The following is an 18,731-nucleotide window of genomic DNA, read 5'->3' as shown; positions in this document are numbered from 1 at the left end:
AAAAGAAAAAGGGGCCCGCAGGGCCCCTTTTTTATATGCCAAACCAAAGTTAGTGCTGCGATACCGTGTGGAAAGCGGCCGGTACAAACCGGCCACGACACAGGCTTTAGCCTTTATGTTTAACGATTTCGCCAGATTTCAGGCGGCTCGCATAGGATGCAAGTTCTTCGCGGACAACACCCATCAGGAAGTACAAAGCGAAGATGTTCACAACAGCCATTGCAAAGATCGCAGCATCTGAGAAGTCGATAACCGGACCAAGGCTGGCCGCTGCACCAATCACGATGAAGATACAGAACAGGATCTTGAATACCAGTTCAGAGGCTTTCCCTTCACCAAACAGATATGTCCAAGCTTTCAGACCATAGTAGGACCAGGAAATCATCGTAGAGAAGGCAAACAGAATCACTGCAATCGCGAGGATATAGGGAAACCAGCTGATCGAGGCACCAAAGGCCGCAGAGGTCAGCGCAACGCCGCCAACACCACCAACTGTCGCAATTGCGGTGCCTGCTTCATTCAAAACATAGTTTCCGGTTTCCTGATCAATGATCAGCTGCTGGCTGATGATGATAACCAGCGCGGTCATTGTACAGATCACAACGGTATCAATCAGTGGCTCCAGCAGAGAAACAAAACCTTCAGTGATTGGCTCGTTGGTTTTCACCGCAGAGTGCGCAATCGCCGCAGATCCAACACCCGCTTCGTTTGAGAAAGCCGCACGTTTGAAACCTTGGATCAACGCACCGACCAAGCCGCCCGCGACGCCCAGACCTGTAAAGGCACCTTCAAAGATCTGACCAAAGGCCCAACCGATCATATCAAAGTTTACAGCCAGAATGATCAATGCCGCACCGACATACATGACGCCCATAATTGGCACGACTTTTTCAGTCACGTTTGCGATAGATTTGATACCGCCAACAATCACCATAAAGACAACAACCGCAAATACGATGCCTGTGATCCAACCCGGGTAGTCACCAACAATACCAGCAATTTGAGCATGCGCTTGGTTCGCTTGGAACATATTGCCGCCGCCAAAGGCGCCAAGAATACAGAAGATCGCAAACAGAACGGCAAGGATTTTACCGCCCGGCAGGCCTTTTTCAGCGAAACCTTTGCTGATGTAGTACATAGGGCCACCAGAAACGGTACCATCCGCCAGCTCGTTACGGTATTTCACGCCAAGCGTACATTCAACAAATTTGGATGCCATGCCCATCAGACCGGCCATGATCATCCAGAACGTCGCGCCCGGACCACCGATGCCAACAGCGACGGCCACACCTGCGATATTCCCCAGACCAACAGTACCGGACAAAGCCGTTGCGAGCGCTTGGAAGTGACTGACCTCGCCTTTATCGTTGGGATCAGAATAGTCTCCTTTAACCAGCGAAATCGCGTGGCCAAAGAAACGGAACTGCACAAAGCCAAAGTACAGGGTAAAGATCGTCGCTGCGATCACCAACCACATCACGATCCATGGGAAGGACGTGCCGGGGAAAGGCGAGAAAATAAAGCTGACGAACCAGCCAGTAGAGGATGCAAAGGCAGCGTTCACCTTTTCATCGAGGCTCACCGCCTCTTGCGCCAAAGCGCTATTTGCCGCCAGAGCGGTCATGGCCGATGTCAGGCCAAACTTAGTCATGTTATTCATTGTATCCCTCACAATCCGGATTAGCCGACAACAGTCACAGGCACGCTTGCATGCATGACCAGATTGCTTGTGGCACTACCAAATAGGCGACGTGAAATGCCGCCCTCTGACGAACGAGCAACCACGATTTGTTCAGCGCCTTCTTCCAGCGCAATCGCGTTCAGCGTATCCGCTACATCGCCGTGGCGTACAATACCCGTGGCTGTGATCCCATCAGCCGCCAGCTGTTTGATCGCGGGGTCGATGATCCGCTCTTGTGCAATCTTCAGCTCTTCTTCCCGGCGTTTGTGGCGCTGTGCATTTTCTTCAGCTGTCTGAAAGGTAAAGGGTGACCATTCAATCACATAAACTACGACAATTGCGCAGTCTCCGATCAAGTTTGATAGTTTTTTCCCATAAGATAGCGCGCGACTTCCTGACGCTTCGCCATCCAACCCAATAATGAGTTTTGCGTTCATTAGTTCCTCCTTATCCCATGCCGCGCAGTTTCGAAAACGCAGCTGGTTATTGGAACGCCAATTTCCTTATCCAAGGCGCGCGGCGTTCATCCGCGTAATATCAGTAAAATTCTCTAGCGATTGGCGATAAATTTGAGCAAAATTACGATATAATTCACGGTATAATAGAGAATTGCAGGGAATTTCACTAGATGAAGAGAGAATTAGACCGAATCGACCGAAAAATTCTTACCGAACTACAACAAAACGGGCGACTGTCTGTCGTCGAACTGGCCAATCGTGTTAACTTAACAAATACCCCCTGTGCCGAGCGTGTCAAAAGACTGGAAAAATCCGGTCTTATCACGAAGTACAAAGCCGTTGTAGATCCAGAGCCATTAGGATTATCACACCTGACAATTGTTCAAATATCAATGGCTGCAACCGCTGATACAAGTTTGGACGAATTAAACGCAGCTGTCACTAGAATCGAAGAAGTAGAGACCTGCATGATGATTGCCGGATCATTTGACTACATGTTGATCGTTCGCACGCGCGATATGGGCCACTTCCGCGAAATCTTAGGCGAAAAGATAAATAAACTTCCCGGCATACGCCAGACAAATTCTTTTGCGGTTATGGAAACCGTTAAACATGATCAGGACATCGCATTTACGATCAACAGCGAATGATCGTCAAACCCACTTCGCAAGCGGCGGCAGACTCATCAAGACGGCATTGGCGTCATGACCTGTTTCCAATCCAAATTTTGTCCCACGATCATACACCAAATTATACTCGGCGTAGAGACCACGATGGATGAGCTGTGCGTCTTTTTCAGCTTCTCCGAAAGTTTGCACACGCCGTTTTTCAACGAGTGGCGCAAAAGCAGGTAAAAAGGCACGGCCAATATCTTGCGTCAGAGCAAAATCCGCCTCCCAATCACCTGAATTCTGATCATCCATAAAGATGCCGCCAACACCACGCGCCCGGTTTCGGTGCGGGATATAGAAATATTCATCCGCCCAGTCTTTCAAACGCGGATAAAATTCACTTCCATGTGGATCAAGCTGTGTCTTTTGGGTGGCATGAAAATGCGCTGTATCTTCTTTATATTCAAGACAGGGGTTCAGATCAGATCCGCCCCCAAACCACCATGCATGCGGCGTCCAGAACATACGTGTGTTCATGTGAACGGCTGGAACATGCGGGTTTCGCATATGGGCAACGAGCGAGATACCAGAGGCCCAAAACCGCGGATCCTCTTTCATGCCAGGTAACCCCTTACGTGCCGCCATAGCATTTTGCGCACGTTCCCCAAGGGTGCCATACACTTCAGAGATATTGACACCGACCTTTTCAAACACACGACCACCACGCATCACGCTCATCAGTCCGCCACCAGCGTCTGACCCATCAGCTGAACTGCGTGTCGTTTCGCTGACCTCAAACTGACCTGCTGTTTCTGACGAAAAGGGCCCTTCACTATGGCTTTGCTCTAGCGCTTCAAAACAAGCGACAATCTCATCACGAAGGGTGCGAAACCACGCGGCAGCACGGGCTTTTTCAGTTTTCATCTCGGCAGTCATAGTCAAAAGTCCTGATCAATGCACCGGCGCGGCGACGGGATCTAGCAACGTGCGCCCACCATCCAATGTCATAATTTGTCCGGTCATAAAGCCAGAGGCGTCAGATGCCAGAAACTGGGCTGCCTCTGTCAGCTCAGTAGGTGCAGCGATGCGTCCTAATGGGGTATGTTCTTCGATATCTGCACGGAAACTGCGATTGTCTTTCAAAGTTTGTCGCATAGACGCGCTCATCACTGAACCAAAAGCAATCGAGTTCACACGAATACGATGCGGCGCCAGTGAAACGGATAGAGAGCGCGTCAATTGATCCAAAGCCGCCGAAGCAACCGAGTAAGCCATCAAGTCCGGGTGCGTGCGACGCGCCGCAATAGAAGACAAATTGATAATTGTCCCCACAACATCATCTCCCTCTTGATCTGCGCTTTGTTTGATCATCCGGCGCGCCACCTGTTGCGACAAACGCAAAGTCGGCAGCAAGTTTTGATTCAACATCCGATCAAGCGAATCGTCTTCGGGATCCAACAGATCCGTTGCTTCAACCTGACGCGCGCCATTCACCAGAATGTCGATCTCATCAAAGGCATCAATGGTCGCAGACAAGAGGTTGGCAATCGTAAGCCGCTCTCGCAGATCGCCAGCGAAATAACGAATATTGCTATCCTCGACTTGCTGCCCCAACTCTCGCACAAGCGCAGATTCCTGCATATCTGCAAACATCACATTTGCACCAGCATCGGCGAACTGTTTGCCAATTGCCAAGCCGATACCGCTTGATGCACCGGTTACAATCGCTGTCTTACCAGAAATGGAAAACGACATAAAAAAGCCTCTGCGCGTGTTCAGGTTTCGCAGCAAGATAGACTGGTTCGCCAACTAGGGAAACCAATCATACCAGCTTTAACCTTTATGGCGTCTAGGTCGCGCAGCATGAAGCACTTTAAAGCGAGACTCTCCAGCCACTTCTTCAACGGTCAGAAAGTTCTGTTCCAATGTGGTCTCATAGGGCAAATGACGATTCGCAACCATCCACAAGTCTCCAGACGGCGCCAGCACTCGGGCTGCCTGTTCGATAAAAGCCTGCCCTAGCGCTGGTTCCGCAGCACGTCCAGAATGAAACGGCGGGTTCATCACAACACAATCGCAAATCTCGGGCGTGGACCATGTGCGGGCATCAGCCCAATGAAACTGCGCCCGTTCATCCGAATTATTCCGTTTTGCGCACTCAAGCGCGATATAATCTGCTTCAACAAGATGAAGTGACCTGACATCTGAGCGCTTTAATATCTCTGCAGAAAGGTATCCCCAACCCGCCCCAAGGTCGGCAATACGGCGTCCCAATTTGGTCGGCAGGGCCGCAGACAACAGAGCCGAAGCTGGATCAACACCATCCGCCGAGAACACCCCCGGAGCAGTCATAAATCCTTCGATCTCAGCCTGCGCAGGGGGGCGCAACTGCAAGAGTTCTGCGCCACCTGGCACATGAAACACTTTTCCGTGTGCTTTGGAAATCGGGGAGGATGGCGTGCTGTATCTCTTCATTTCTTTCAGAATCGAATCAATACCGTCGGTCTTTGCGCCATCAATCAACACAGAACCTTTGGTCATTGCCACAGCTTGCGCGACCAAATCACGCGCCAGCGCTTTGGCACGCGTTACAAACACAACCGAAGCGGTTGGTGCTTCGCCTTCATAGCGCGCAACGCAAGTATAACCCTGCGCCTCAAACGCCTCAAAATCCGGACGAAACGGTTGCACAACAACAACACGGTCTTGTGGCAAAGCAGATAAATCGTTTCCAGAACGCGGATGAAATACAACAATGGGACCTTGATCCGGCACGGTGAAACCGCCCGTCTCGATGGCCAAGGACAGGCGCACAGACATCAAATGGCCCTTTCTATTTGATCAATCTTCTTTTTCCATGGTGCACTGCAAAGGGTGCTGATGCCGTTGTGCATATTCCATCACTTGCGCAACCTTGGTTTCGGCGATTTCATGGCTAAAGACACCAACCACAGCGACGCCTTTTTTATGCACCGTCAACATGATCTCGAAAGATTGGGCATGGGTCATACCAAAGAAACGTTCCAACACGATGACAACAAACTCCATCGGGGTGTAGTCATCGTTCAAAAGCAAAACCTTGTAGCGCGGTGGGCGCTTGGTTTTGGGGCGCGTTTTGGTCAACAGGTCAAGATCGCTGTCATCGTCAGAGCGATCCGACATCATTACTGGCTCAAACGTCATCTTGAAATCGATCCGATCATGCATGGAAATTCCTAGGGCGCTTATATAGCCTTTCTGGGCGGCAGGAAAAGAGACATAGGACATAAGAATGACAAACAAGCTCACAACAATCGCATTTGATGCAGATGACACACTTTGGCACAATGAGCGTTTCTTCCGCATCACACAGCAGCGGTTCGCAGAGTTGTTACAGGATTACACCCCATCCAATATGGGCGCGGAACAGCTTGACCGGCTGCTTTTGGACGCAGAAACACGCAATCTTGGCCGATATGGCTATGGCGTCAAAGGTTTCACCCTTTCCATGATCGAAACCGCGATTGAGGTCACAAACGAACAAGTCCCTGCACGCGTGATCAAAGAATTGATCGAAGCCGGTCAGATGATGCTTTCTTTCGCGATCGATCTTCTACCATATGCGCAGGATGCTGTTGAAGCCGTCGCGAAAGAGTATCGCGTTTTGCTGATCACCAAAGGGGATTTACTGGATCAGGAACGTAAACTGGCGCAATCCGGCTTAGGCGATCTTTTTGATAGTGTTGAAATCGTTTCTGAGAAAAATCCAGAAACCTACGCGGGAATCTTTGAACGCCATGGTGTCGCCCCCAACACGGTGATGATGGTTGGCAATTCCATGCGCTCTGATGTGTTGCCTGTCATAGAGGCAGGTGGCTGGGGAACATTTGTGCCACATGGATTGGTTTGGGAACACGAACATGCCGAGGCCCCTGTCGATCATCCTAGATTCCGTGAAATTGCCGATCTGAGCGGATTGCAAAACCTGATACGCAGCTTGTCATAACGTTCAATCCTCTCACCACTGTAACGCGATTAAGGATCAGTCGAAACCTGTGTCCTCAGTGCCTCACACGTTGAGAGAAAACGGGGTGAACGGTGTCGTATTATACTGAACAATCGCACGCTAAACCTTAACTATCCGCGAAAATGACATCCATTTAGTGTAACGCGCCCGACTCACCACCAAATATAGAAGAACAGGCTTTTACAATTTTCGACCTATCATAATCGCGACAGTTTATTCTAAAATGTCATTGTGTTAGCCTACTCGTGAGCAGAACAAGTCAGCTGGAAACCAGCGGCACGAGGCACATATGGCAGATAAAGCGCAGGTTTGGTCCGCAAGGACTCCCGGTCTGATACCGGCTATTTCATTCCTATTTCGCCGAATGGTGAGACGACCTCTCCAATTGATTGCTGTCATGGTAGCATTTCTTTTGCTGCTTGGTCATTCCACACAGGTTCAGGCAGCGCCTTACGCCGCGATGGTCATGGATGGGCGCACAGGTGAAGTACTGCATTCGCGCAATGCAAACACGCGCCTGCATCCAGCTTCTTTGACAAAAATGATGACCCTTTACATCACCTTTGAAGCTATCCGAAACGGTGAACTCTCTTTGGACACGAAGGTCCAAATCTCACGCAATGCGGCGGCGGAACCTCCCTCAAAACTTGGCTTGCGCAGTGGTCAAAAAATAGCCGTGCGGTATCTAATCCGTGCGGCGGCAATCAAATCGGCAAACGATGCAGCCACAGCATTGGGAGAAGCGGTTTCAGGGTCTGAAGCAGCTTTTGCACGCCGTATGACGCGGACTGCAAAAGCCTTGGGCATGACAAAAACGACTTTCAAAAACGCCCATGGCCTTACGCAAAAGGGGCATCTTTCTACAGCACATGACATGACCATTCTGGGTCGCCATATGCTGTATGACTATCCTGAATATTACAATCTGTTTTCGCGTCGCACTGCCGATGCAAAAGTACGCCAGGTCGCCAACACCAATCGCCGCCTTCTAGGATCCTATAAAGGCGCAGATGGTATCAAAACCGGCTACACCAATGCTGCGGGCTTTAACCTTGTAGCCTCTGCGAAGAGGGGAGATGAAAGAATTATTGCAACCGTGTTTGGTGGCAAATCCTCTGCTTCCCGAAACGCAAAGGTCGCGGAATTGCTAGATCTTGGGTTCAGGCGTGCACCAACACACGCAAAACTACGCCGCCCCTCACGCCCATCATACCAAGGCAACAAAGGAATTCAGGTTGCCTCAAGCGAACCTCATGATGGCCGCGCAGGCAAAACCATCCGCGTGAACGGCGCAGTCTTGAAAAGCTTACGCCCTAAGAGCCGCCCAGAAAGTACTGTAGTGGTTGCAATCGCAGATGAGACACCAGAACAAGACGATGACGCACTGAAAGCCAGTATTGACGCTGCAATCACTGAAGCGACACTAGAAACTGCACAGGCAACCAATGAAGATCTGAACGATGCTCAAATCATTGCAGCGGTCGCCTCGGTCAGCAGTGCGCTGCCTACCGTTTCACGCGTACAACCTTATCGCGGTGGTCTGCGTCCGATTGCACGGCCTGCCAATATAGAAACAGCCGCGGTCGCTCCTGAACCTGTTGTTGTCACACGGCTTTCAAGCTCAGGCGGGCGGTATTGGGGGATCAATGTAGGCCGCTATACCAACCGGTTCAAAGCGGAGAAGGTCTTGTTAAAAACAGCGCTGACAGAAATGTCCACGCTCAGCGGGACATTGCGCAAAGTCGTAAAATCTCCACGCGGGTTTGACGCGACTTTTCAAGGACTTAGCCAAGATCGCGCAGAGCTTGCATGCCGACGTCTCGCGGCGCGCAACCTAACGTGCCGTACGATAGGCCCTCGCTCTTAAATAAAGCTGCTAAACACAATAAACGCCCCACTCCACCACGGGCGTTTATTGTGTTTGAATTATTCTTCATCAAGGCTTTGGATGATCGTCCCAATCAGGGTTTAAAATGCGGCGTGCATCCCCTTCTGGGTCGTCATATTGGCGGCTTTTCAGCGTATAAAGAAACCCGGCAAGGCCAACACCACCCAACAACAGTGAAATCGGAATAAGATAAGAAATCACCGTCATTTTAGACTCCATCAACGCAAGCGCAGGGCATTCAAAGACACCGTAATAGATGACAAAGACATCGCCAAGGCAGCGATTAAGGGTGTCGCAAGTCCGGCAACTGCCAAGGGTACCGCAACTACATTGTAAAATGTTGCCATGCGGAAGTTTTCACGAATGCGGCGGGTTGCCTGTTCTGCAGTGCGACACGCATCTGCCAAGGGTTCAAGGTTTTGCCCAAGTAAAACGATATCAGATGCAACACGTGCCGCATCAAGAGCAGATGCCGGAGAGACCGAGACATGTGCGGCCGTTAAGGCTGCAGTGTCATTTAAGCCATCGCCGACCATTAAGACCGTTCGCCCCGCCGCCGCCATGGCATTAATCTCCTGCAGTTTGGTCAACGGCAGCGCATTTGCGTGCCAATGTTCAATATTCAGACGCGCAGCGAGATGTTCGACAGGGGCTTCATTGTCACCTGACATCAAGATGACTGTTTTCCCAGCCGTTTGTAGTGCAGAAACTGCCTCGTGTGCACCGGGGCGCAATCGATCAACAAAGGTAAACACACGAGGAGTGCCCTCTCCTGTGTCCAAATAACTGCTGGTCAAATGGCCGGGAACAACATCAACTCCAAGCCAACCGGCACGCCCCAACCTTACCCGCTGCCCCGCGACATATCCTTCGGTTCCAAAACCTGGTATTTCACAGAGATCGGTTATGGGAGCCGCTTCAATATTGAGACCATGAGCGGCTTTGACAATTGCACGCGCCAACGGGTGCTCGGATCCCTGTGCAAGGGCAAAGGCAATGGAGAGATCCTTGACAGAATAAAGCTCTGCATTTGTTAATTCAGGCGTCCCTGCGGTCAATGTCCCGGTCTTATCAAACACAACAGTGTCAACGACAGCCAACCGTTCCATTGCGGTAGCGTTTTTGATCAGCAACCCCTTTTTGAACAAACGCCCTGATGCAGCCGTGGTGACAGCGGGAACCGCAAGACCAAGCGCGCAAGGACAGGTGATGATCAAAACAGCTGCAGCGATATTCAACGCGGTGCGCAGGTCAAACGTATAAAGGTACCAGCCTACAAAGGCCAAAGCAGATAAGATATGAACCCCCGGCGCGTAGAGTTTCGCAGCCCGATCCGCAAGCGATGTATAACGAGAGCGACCAGATTCAGCGATCGCAACCAAATCCGCCATCCGATGCAGGGACGTATCTTCGCCAACGGCAGTGGCTAGAATGGTCAACGGGCCGGTTAAATTCACTTCACCTGCCGAAACAATGGTGCCTGTCTCCGCATATACAGGCACGGTTTCCCCGGTCAGCAAGGAACGGTCCAATTCGGATTTACCCTCAATGATTTCACCATCAACAGGCATCCGTCCACCCGGTCGCACTAAGATTTTGTCTCCCACGGCAAGTGCACGGACTGGGACATCCTGTGGGTTTCCCTTGGGATCAAGCCGCATAGCGTTGGGCACTTCTAGCGCAGCAAGCTCTTCGGCGGCGGAACGTGCCGCCGCACGCGTGCGCTGATCTAGGAAACGTCCAACCAATAGGAAAAACACGAGGGTAAGTGCTGCATCGAAATAGGCATGCTCTCCGCCCAAACTGGTTTCCCACAATGAGGTCACAAGCGCGAGCAACAGTGCCAAAACAATTGGAACATCCATGTTCAAGCGTCGGACGCGCAATGCAGCCCATGCGTTTTTAAAGAAAGGTTGCCCCGCAAAAGCCACCGCCGGGATCGTGATCGCGGCGGAAATCCAGTGAAACATATCACGTGTGGCGTCACTTGCCCCAGCCCAAACGGAAACCGACAAGAGCATAACGTTCATAGATGCAAACCCTGCCACGGCAAGACGCATCGCAAGATCCCGCCCCTGTTGATTGGATGCCGTAGCATTCAACGTCGCAAGATCAAGCTCATGACTTTCATACCCAAGGTCGTTGAGCACCGGGATAAGATCTGCGGCATGCAACTCTGGGGCAGCTTCGACGAATGCACGTTTGAGAGTCAGGTTTACACGGGCCTCGCGAACCCCCGGCACTTTGGCCAGACCACGCTCCACTTTTGAAATACACGCTTGGCAATGAATTGTCGGCAACGAAAGCGCCAAGCTTACTTTGGTCGGCGGCGCTGGCTCCACTTGAGTATCTGATCCTGTCACACAGCCCGGACAAACTGCCAGACGAGAGTGGGTATGTGCTGTCATTCCCGCGCCTCCCGCACATGAAGAATGATACGTTGAGTGAATTCCACACCGTCTGCAGACACCGCTTTCATCCGCAGATTCCAATTCCCCGGCGCAAGCGTTACAGGGGCGACATATGCCATCCCATCAAATGAGAGTTCAGGAGACTGGTCATCCTGAACATGCGTCGCTCGCCCCAAGGTTGCCGCAAGAGATTTCACACGAACTGGCGTATTGTCAGCATCAGCAATCCAAACGCGGAGCTGTTCTTGATCCGCGCGCGCCTCGACCTGCCAGCCAAGCGCCAGCTGCGCATCACGACGATCGTTAAACTCTTGGCTGGCGACATAAGAGTTTTTCACTTCAAGCCCTGGAAAGCTCGTGACCGCATTGTAAGCGAGTAGAATATTTACACCGATGATCACGGCAAACGCCCCAACAAAGATGAGCGCCACATGACGGCCCGTCAATTTACGTTCGGTTTTGACCATGGTTCTACCCTTTCCCGTTAAAGCTGGTCTGCTTGCTGGCACGTTCGCCACTGATCAGGTCTTCGACCCAGATGCGGAGCGACGTTGCATCCCGCAGTGCAGGCGCTTCCTCCTTGGGTGACACGATGTAGACGCGCTGCAATTTTGCACTGTCAGCAGGGACAGTGACGACATGACCCGCAACGCTTTCCAGCTCAAGCTCCAGTCCATCTGCACCGGTTAACGTGAGAGCGAATTCACGCGCCTCTCCATGTTTGTTGCGCAAACGAACATCATAGGTGTTGCGAATAGATCCATCAGACAAAACCACAAAAGTTGGGTTGCGAACAGGCGCGACGGTCAGATCAACGTCTGGCCTGATAAAGAGCGCATAGACCATGGCAAGACCAATCCCGGCCCAGAGAACGGTGTAAAGGATAGTCCGTGGACGGAAAATATGCCGCCACACGCTACGCGGTGCCTCACCGGCCTGTTCACGTGTTTCATCGGAAAGCGCCATATAGTCGATCAGGCCACGCGGCTTGCCGAGTTTATCCATCACGTCATCACAGGCATCAATACAAAGCGCACAAGTGATACACTCCATCTGTTGTCCATCGCGAATATCAATTCCCATCGGGCAAACATTGACGCAGGCCATGCAATCAATGCAGTCTCCCAATGGTGAAGTCTCGACTTGTGCCTCTTTAATTTTCCGATGCTTGCCACGCGGCTCACCGCGCCAATGACGATATCCCACCGTTAGCGTATCTTCATCCATCATTGCTGCCTGAATGCGAGGCCAGGGACAGGCATAGATACAGATTTGTTCGCGTGCGAACCCACCGAAGAAGAAGGTCGTTAAGGTTAGAAATGCCATCGTGGTGTAGGCAACAGCATGCGCATTCCCGGTCACGAGATCCTGCACCAACGTCGGCGCATCAGCAAAATAAAACACCCAAGCCCCACCTGTCGCGAGCCCGATCAGCAACCACACCACCCACTTTGTGACCCGCAAACGAATTTTCCGCAGATCGAGCTGCTTTTGATGGTAGAGGCGTAGACGCGCATTGCGATCCCCTTCAATCCAGCGTTCGACCAATATGAAAAGATCAGTCCAAACCGTTTGCGGGCAGGCATAGCCACACCAAACACGCCCAAGCGCAGAGGTAAACAGAAACAGGCCAAGCCCCGCCATAATCAAGAGACCTGCGACAAAGTAAAATTCATGCGGCCAGATCTCGATCCAGAAGAAATAGAAACGCCGGTTTGCCAGATCTACAAGCACAGCCTGATCTGGTAGGTTCAATCCGCGATCCCAGCGCAGCCAGGGCAGCAGATAGTAGATGCCCAATGTCACCGCCATAAGGATCCATTTGAGGTTACGAAATTTCCCCGTTACGCGGCGCGGGAACACCGGTTCATGTGCAGAATAAAGGCTAGGAGGAGTGTGAGATTGCGACACGAGAAGCGCTCCACGGCGATTGCAGTTCGATTGATGTTGTCTCAAAGAGTTCCCGAAGAAACCTTGACGTGGATCAAAAAGAGCATCTTTGGCTGATGTTTGCGCTGCGACCAACTGGCTCAACCCTCGAAAAATAGGGTGTTTTCCCTGTGACGTTTGCGCGCAGCCTGCCAGTGAGGCGCTCATGCTACACCTGTCTGAACTGGAATTTTTGGGAGCACAGCCGCTACCAAAAGTGCTGAACTAAAAGACGAAGCACGCAATATGCAATGCGATCGAGCAAAGTACGATAAGGGGGCCAGCTTTTAGGAAACGCGCGAACATATCAAAAAACCGGCCCCCAGATTTGGCGCAGGAAAACCCGCCCCAAAAATGCTGTCACGTTTCACCAACGATTGTCAGCAATCCTAAGGATAATCTCACCCTAGCAAACACCTGGGAGACAGGGCTTTGATATAAATCAATACACGTCTTCATGGAAAAAGGGGCCGCAGATTGCGCCCCCTTCGCATTCGTTTTGATCGACAGACTTTGACGCTTACTCGCCGCCACCCAGCTGATGCACGTAGGATGTAACAGCACGGATTTCAGCTTCACTCAAACGTGTCCCCCACCCCGGCATCACACCAAAGCGCGCGTTTGAGATGGTGTTTATCAACGTTTGATAATCCCCCCCATAAAGCCAGATCGCATCCGCTAGGTTGGGCGCCCCCTGTGTTCGATCCCCTAATGCTTCGGCGCCATGGCAAGAGGCACAGTTTTCGCCGTAAAGTACCGCTCCCTCAGAAACGACCTCTGCGTTGGCAGGCGTGCCTGATAGAGACATCACATAGTTTGCGACCGCATCAATTTGCTCTGCTTCCAACAGACCATCGCGCCCAAAGGCTGGCATGGCAGAATAGCGCGCGTCATCATAGTCTTCGTTGCGAATACCATTGCTGACAGTTTCATGAATATCGCTGACGGATCCTCCCCACAGCCAATCATCGTCGAGAAGATTTGGATAGCCTTTCGCGCCCGCGGCCCCTGATCCGTGGCATTGCGCACAGAAGGTTTTGAACACTGCAGCTCCTGCCGACACTGCATAGGGGCCAAGATCAGGATCTCCCGCAATTGTTGTCAGCTCTGCAGCTTCAAGCCGCGCATTTATCGGGCCATTTGCTTCATCAACCGCAGCGATTTCTGCTGCAACATCCCCACGTGATGACCAGCCAGTAAGCCCTGTTGTCGCGGAACTTACCAAAGGCCAGGCTGGATAAAAGATCGCATAGACGAAGGCCCAAATGATGCAGAGATAAAAACAATACAACCACCAGCGCGGCATCGGATTGTCATATTCTTCAATCCCATCCCAAACATGGCCAGTGGTTGGAACATTATTTGGATTGTTCGGATTGTTAGGTTTCTTCTGGCTCATATCCGATCCTCCTCAGTGGCAGGAGCTGGCCGATCAGCGTTGCGAAATGGAATATCTGCGGTATCGGCATAGGTTGTGGTGCTACCTGGACGAAAAGCCCAGACAATCACGCCGATGAAAAACAGAAACAAAACAAGAAGCATCCAGCTATCAGCGAACTGTCTGAGTAGAGTATAGAGTTCCATAGTCTCTCTCCTTACCGGCTCGCATCTGGGGTGAAGGTTGAGAAATCAACCAAAGTCCCCAGCATTTGCAGATATGCCACCAGCGCATCCATTTCAGAGACTCCGGGCTGACCATCAAAGTTGCGCACATTGATATCCTCGCCGTAGCGTTCAAGAAGGCCATCATAGTCACCGTCGGGATTGACCTGGACGCGGAAATCCCGTTCCGCATTATCGATCATCTGTTGACTATAAGGAACGCCAACCATGGCGTTGGCCGCCAACAGATCTCCAATGTAACGCCCATCAATACGCTTTTCTTCAAGGAAGCCGTATTTAGGCATAACCGATTCCGGCACGACGGCTTGAGGATTACGTAGGTGGTCAACATGCCATTCATCCGAATAGCGCCCCCCTAAACGCGCCAAATCAGGGCCGGTGCGTTTTGACCCCCACTGATGCGGGTGATCATACATGGATTCCGCCGCAAGCGAGTAATGACCATAGCGCTCCACCTCATCTCGCATCGGGCGGATCATCTGACTATGGCAGACATAGCAGCCTTCACGAATATAGATGTCCCGTCCCGCCAGTTCCAAAGGCGTATAAGGGCGCATCCCTTCGACTTTCTCAATGGTGTTTTCGAGGTAGAATAGAGGGGTGATTTGCACCAGCCCTCCAATTGTGACCACGATGAATGAAAAGATCAGCAACAAGGTTGCATTGGTTTCAAGGATCTTATGCTTGTCAATAATGGACATAACCCGCTCTCCTATTCAGCCGGGACTGCAACGGAAAGCTTGGCTTCTTTTGCCGGAGCTTTTCGAACAGTCATCCAAAGGTTGTAAGCCATCATGAGCGCCCCGGTGAGGTACAACACCCCGCCCAGTCCACGCACGACATACATTGGGAATTTCGCCGCGACAGTGTCCGCAAAGGAGTTCACAAGGAAACCGTTTGCATCAACTTCACGCCACATCAGGCCTTCCATGATACCAGTGACCCACATGGACGCCGCGTAAAGCACGATGCCAATTGTCGCGAGCCAGAAGTGCCAGCTGACCAAAGAAAGTGAATACAGACGTTCCCGTTTCCATAAGACAGGCACCAGATAGTACATCGCCCCAAAGGTGATCATACCGTTCCAGCCCAACGCCCCTGAATGCACGTGTCCAATGGTCCAATCCGTATAATGGCTTAATGCGTTCACCGCGCGAATAGACATCATCGGACCTTCGAATGTTGACATCGCGTAAAAGCCCAAAGAAATCACCATCATCCGCAACACTGGATCAGTGCGCAACTTGTCCCACGCCCCTTGCAACGTCATCAAACCATTGATCATTCCTCCCCAGCTCGGCATCCAGAGCATGATCGAAAACACCATTCCAAGGGTAGATGCCCAATCCGGCAGCGCGGTGTAATGCAGATGGTGTGGACCTGCCCAGATATACAGAAAGATAAGCGCCCAGAAGTGAATGATAGAGAGTTTATAACTGTAAACGGGTCGTTCTGCCTGTTTCGGAATGAAATAGTACATCATGCCTAGGAAGCCCGCCGTTAGGAAGAAACCAACCGCATTGTGGCCATACCACCATTGCACCATCGCATCTTGGACACCGGACCAGATAATTACCGATTTTGACCCCCAGATGCTGACTGGGATGGTCATGTTATTGACAAGGTGCAACATGGCAACTGTGATGATGAAGCCAAGGTAGAACCAGTTTGCTACATAGATATGCGGCTCACGGCGTTTGATAATTGTGCCGAGGTAGGCCGCCAGATACGCCACCCACACGACGGTCAACCATAGATCAACATACCATTCGGGCTCTGCATATTCTTTGGACTGCGTACCACCCAAAAGATAGCCGGTCGCGGCCAACACAATAAAGAGCTGATAGCCCCAGAAGACAAACCATCCCAGGTTCCCGCCCCAAAGCCGCGCGGCCGAGGTCCGTTGTACCACGTAAAAAGAGGTCGCGATCAGGGCATTCCCACCAAACGCAAAGATCACTGCAGAGGTGTGCAGCGGGCGTAGACGGCCGAAATTGGCAAGACCATTGGCCCATTCAAAGTTCAGCGCCGGGAAAGCCAGCTGAAACGCAATAAACGTTCCGACTAAAAATCCAACCACGCCCCAGAACACGGTTGCAATGACACCCGCGCGCACAACGCTGTCAAAGTACTCATGTGTTGGCTCTGGCTTTTGCACCTCATCCGTTTGGCGCAACGTATAAAGAAATAACCCACCTGCCACAGCCATAACGATAAAAGCGTGGACCTGATAGGCTAAATCGCGCGCGAAGTTGGTCCCAAGCATCGCAAAAAACGTGATGAAACCAAGCGCTATCAGCTTGATATAATTAGACATACTTCGTCCCTTTACCTTGCCCTGAACGATTCTTTTTGATCGCATTGGGCGGTTTAGACTGACACCCTGATATTTTTGTTGATCTCAAGAAGCATTGATCTGCATCAAAACGAAATGCGGCAAAACGCGCCTAAACTGCCGAAAGGAACCGCGTGACAACCCGACATGAGGTCTGAGATGTCTTACAAATCCCTTTTGACTGTAATCACTGATCCCGAAACAGCTTTAGTCCCGTTGACCCAGCTGACGATCTTATCGTCGCTGTTTGACGCCCACGCTGACGCCCTGTGTTTGGGTATAGATCAAACACAGTTGGGCATCGATTATGGAGCAACGAACGCCACTTTATGGCAAGAATCCCTGTTACAAGCGCGAAAAGACGCAAAAAAACTACATGAATTGGCAAGTACAGTGCTGGCCCGCAACGAAGTGAATTTTGGCACGCTTGATGAAGTTTCTCTGATTGGAGACCTTGCCCGCGCAGTCGCGCGCCATGGCCGCTTTACGGATTTAATAGTGCTGAACAAACCATATGGCCCGCAAGACATCAGCGAAAACGAAGCGCTGGTCGAAGCTGGTCTGTTTCAAAGTGCCGCACCTGTTCTGGTGGTGCCTGAAGACCGCCTTTTGCAGCGCGTTCCACGACATGTTGTCATCGGTTGGAACGAAAGTGCTGAAGCGCTTACTGCCATTCGAAAGTCATTGCCATTTCTGCAACGCGCCGAAAGCGTTCATGTGGCGGTGATCGATCCACCGCGACGCAGCCTTGAACGCTCGGACCCTGGGGGACAACTCTGCCAGATGCTCGCGCGTCACGGCGTAAGTTGCGAAATTGACGTCCTAAGCCAATCCTTGCCACGCACCTCAGACGTTCTTTTGCGTCATGCAGAAGACAAAAGCGCTGAGCTGCTTGTGATGGGTGCATATGGGCATTCGCGTTTTCGCGAGGCGATCTTAGGCGGTGCAACACGCAATATACTGGAGCAAATGGATAGGCCCGTTCTAATGGCGCACTAATCGTCTGCTAAGCCAGCAGACCGCCATCACTGTCATCTCCGGCCTCTTCCAGCAAGCGCCCCATATCTGGAACAATCACATGGCGCTTGCCTTCTAGAACAATGACACCAGCTTTTTTCAGCGCTGAAATCTGTCTGCTCACTGTTTCAAGTGTGAGACCCAGATAATCAGCCATCGCCTCCCGCGTTAGCGAAAGCTCAAATTCAGATTCTGTCTGAAAGTTCGCTTTATCAAAGCTGCTATCCCTTCGCGCCAGAATCGCAAGAAGACTAGCGATTTTTTCACGCGCCGTCTTTCGACCAAGCACAAGCATCCACTCGCGTGCCGCGTCCAATTCATCTAGAGTCATTTCAAGCAATCTATGCGAAATATGCGGTGTCTCATCCAATAGCTTTTCAAACGGACGTTTCCGAAAACAGCACATCATGACATTGGTCGTGGCCATAACATTGTACGCAGCACCATCTCGACCTGGTCGCCCGACAAAATCACTCGGCAGCAATAGCCCTACCATCTGCGTCCGCCCGTCTTCCATCGTCTGCGTCAATGTCGCAACACCCGAAACAACAGACCCTACAAAATCCATCTGATCCCCAGACCAAATGATCGCCTGACCAGCTTCATAACTGCGATAATACTTAATCTGATCCAGCAATTCTAATTCATCACTATCACAACGCGCGCACACTGCACGATGGCGAATAGGGCAATCCGCACATTTGACATGGGTCAGGCTCGGCGCAGTCATAGGCATACTCGATTGATCTGGGTCAAAGAATGGATACGTCTT

At 51.4% G+C, this 18,731-nt stretch carries 19 protein-coding genes; 4 read left to right on the top strand and 15 right to left on the bottom strand.

The genetic code is table 11. The features are described from left to right. Positions 1 to 106: 106 nt before the first annotated feature. Both BLP79_RS00685 and BLP79_RS00680 read right to left on the bottom strand, forming a co-directional pair. Positions 107 to 1,660 carry an alanine/glycine:cation symporter family protein gene (locus BLP79_RS00685; RefSeq protein WP_090214727.1) on the bottom strand — a complete coding sequence of 518 codons (1,554 nt, stop codon included), beginning with the start codon at positions 1,658 to 1,660 and terminating at the stop codon, positions 107 to 109. 20 nt (positions 1,661 to 1,680) lie between these two features. Continuing rightward, positions 1,681 to 2,118: a universal stress protein gene (locus BLP79_RS00680; protein ID WP_090214724.1), complete on the bottom strand. Its 438-nt coding sequence runs from the start codon at positions 2,116 to 2,118 to the stop codon at positions 1,681 to 1,683. A 191-nt stretch (positions 2,119 to 2,309) separates the two neighbouring features. Between BLP79_RS00680 and BLP79_RS00675 the strand changes: the two genes are divergently transcribed. Further along, positions 2,310 to 2,789, top strand: a complete 480-nt coding sequence (locus tag BLP79_RS00675) for an Lrp/AsnC ligand binding domain-containing protein (RefSeq protein WP_090214721.1) — start codon at positions 2,310 to 2,312, stop codon at positions 2,787 to 2,789. A 3-nt stretch (positions 2,790 to 2,792) separates the two neighbouring features. On the opposite strand, the gene hemF is transcribed toward BLP79_RS00675, so the two are convergent. The 4 genes from hemF to clpS form a co-directional block, all read right to left on the bottom strand. Further along, the gene (gene hemF, locus BLP79_RS00670) at positions 2,793 to 3,686 is read right to left on the bottom strand and encodes an oxygen-dependent coproporphyrinogen oxidase (RefSeq protein ID WP_090214720.1); all 894 of its coding nucleotides are present in this window, start codon (positions 3,684 to 3,686) and stop codon (positions 2,793 to 2,795) included. Positions 3,687 to 3,701: 15 nt separating this feature from the next. Then, a complete protein-coding gene (locus BLP79_RS00665; RefSeq protein ID WP_090214719.1) occupies positions 3,702 to 4,505 on the bottom strand; it encodes an SDR family NAD(P)-dependent oxidoreductase in 804 nt (267 codons plus the stop codon). A 78-nt stretch (positions 4,506 to 4,583) separates the two neighbouring features. Next, a complete protein-coding gene (locus BLP79_RS00660) occupies positions 4,584 to 5,570 on the bottom strand; it encodes a class I SAM-dependent methyltransferase (protein ID WP_090214716.1) in 987 nt (328 codons plus the stop codon). A gap of 21 nt (positions 5,571 to 5,591) precedes the next feature. Then, the gene (clpS, locus tag BLP79_RS00655) at positions 5,592 to 5,933 is read right to left on the bottom strand and encodes an ATP-dependent Clp protease adapter ClpS (protein WP_090215624.1); all 342 of its coding nucleotides are present in this window, start codon (positions 5,931 to 5,933) and stop codon (positions 5,592 to 5,594) included. A gap of 88 nt (positions 5,934 to 6,021) precedes the next feature. On the opposite strand from clpS, the gene BLP79_RS00650 reads away from it, so the two are divergent. Together BLP79_RS00650 and BLP79_RS00645 are read left to right on the top strand one after the other, a co-directional pair. Next, positions 6,022 to 6,735: an HAD family hydrolase gene (locus tag BLP79_RS00650; protein ID WP_090214713.1), complete on the top strand. Its 714-nt coding sequence runs from the start codon at positions 6,022 to 6,024 to the stop codon at positions 6,733 to 6,735. A 418-nt stretch (positions 6,736 to 7,153) separates the two neighbouring features. Further along, positions 7,154 to 8,623, top strand: coding sequence for a D-alanyl-D-alanine carboxypeptidase family protein (locus BLP79_RS00645; RefSeq protein WP_232716345.1), 1,470 nt, complete (start codon positions 7,154 to 7,156; stop codon positions 8,621 to 8,623). Positions 8,624 to 8,692: 69 nt separating this feature from the next. Here BLP79_RS00645 and ccoS read toward each other — a convergent pair whose 3' ends face one another. The 8 genes from ccoS to ccoN form a co-directional block, all read right to left on the bottom strand. Beyond that, positions 8,693 to 8,851, bottom strand: coding sequence for a cbb3-type cytochrome oxidase assembly protein CcoS (gene ccoS / locus BLP79_RS00640; protein ID WP_090214708.1), 159 nt, complete (start codon positions 8,849 to 8,851; stop codon positions 8,693 to 8,695). An 11-nt stretch (positions 8,852 to 8,862) separates the two neighbouring features. Continuing rightward, positions 8,863 to 11,052 carry a heavy metal translocating P-type ATPase gene (locus BLP79_RS00635; protein ID WP_090214706.1) on the bottom strand — a complete coding sequence of 730 codons (2,190 nt, stop codon included), beginning with the start codon at positions 11,050 to 11,052 and terminating at the stop codon, positions 8,863 to 8,865. Further along, a complete protein-coding gene (locus BLP79_RS00630) occupies positions 11,049 to 11,522 on the bottom strand; it encodes a FixH family protein (protein ID WP_090214704.1) in 474 nt (157 codons plus the stop codon). Before BLP79_RS00630 ends, BLP79_RS00635 begins: the two co-directional genes overlap by 4 nt. A gap of 4 nt (positions 11,523 to 11,526) precedes the next feature. Beyond that, positions 11,527 to 12,966, bottom strand: coding sequence for a cytochrome c oxidase accessory protein CcoG (gene ccoG, locus BLP79_RS00625; protein ID WP_090215622.1), 1,440 nt, complete (start codon positions 12,964 to 12,966; stop codon positions 11,527 to 11,529). A 538-nt stretch (positions 12,967 to 13,504) separates the two neighbouring features. Further along, a complete protein-coding gene (ccoP, locus tag BLP79_RS00620; protein ID WP_090214701.1) occupies positions 13,505 to 14,383 on the bottom strand; it encodes a cytochrome-c oxidase, cbb3-type subunit III in 879 nt (292 codons plus the stop codon). Continuing rightward, positions 14,380 to 14,568, bottom strand: coding sequence for a cbb3-type cytochrome c oxidase subunit 3 (locus BLP79_RS00615; RefSeq protein WP_090214699.1), 189 nt, complete (start codon positions 14,566 to 14,568; stop codon positions 14,380 to 14,382). Before BLP79_RS00615 ends, ccoP begins: the two co-directional genes overlap by 4 nt. 11 nt (positions 14,569 to 14,579) lie before the next feature. Then, positions 14,580 to 15,308, bottom strand: a complete 729-nt coding sequence (ccoO, locus tag BLP79_RS00610) for a cytochrome-c oxidase, cbb3-type subunit II (protein ID WP_090214696.1) — start codon at positions 15,306 to 15,308, stop codon at positions 14,580 to 14,582. Positions 15,309 to 15,319: 11 nt separating this feature from the next. Then, positions 15,320 to 16,924, bottom strand: coding sequence for a cytochrome-c oxidase, cbb3-type subunit I (ccoN, locus tag BLP79_RS00605; protein WP_090214693.1), 1,605 nt, complete (start codon positions 16,922 to 16,924; stop codon positions 15,320 to 15,322). Between the two features lie 177 nt (positions 16,925 to 17,101). Here ccoN and BLP79_RS00600 point away from each other — a divergent pair, with 177 nt between their 5' ends. Then, positions 17,102 to 17,941: a universal stress protein gene (locus BLP79_RS00600; protein WP_090214690.1), complete on the top strand. Its 840-nt coding sequence runs from the start codon at positions 17,102 to 17,104 to the stop codon at positions 17,939 to 17,941. A 7-nt stretch (positions 17,942 to 17,948) separates the two neighbouring features. Here the strand turns inward: BLP79_RS00600 and fnrL are convergent, their stop codons facing one another. Next, positions 17,949 to 18,689 carry a transcriptional regulator FnrL gene (gene fnrL, locus BLP79_RS00595; RefSeq protein ID WP_090215618.1) on the bottom strand — a complete coding sequence of 247 codons (741 nt, stop codon included), beginning with the start codon at positions 18,687 to 18,689 and terminating at the stop codon, positions 17,949 to 17,951. Positions 18,690 to 18,731 lie beyond the last annotated feature (42 nt).

Origin of the sequence: Epibacterium ulvae (genome assembly GCF_900102795.1) — a bacterium.
Classification (GTDB): Bacteria; Pseudomonadota; Alphaproteobacteria; order Rhodobacterales; family Rhodobacteraceae; genus Epibacterium; species Epibacterium ulvae.
Note: the sequence above shows the minus strand (reverse complement) of the source record. Positions and strands in the feature narration are given on the sequence as shown.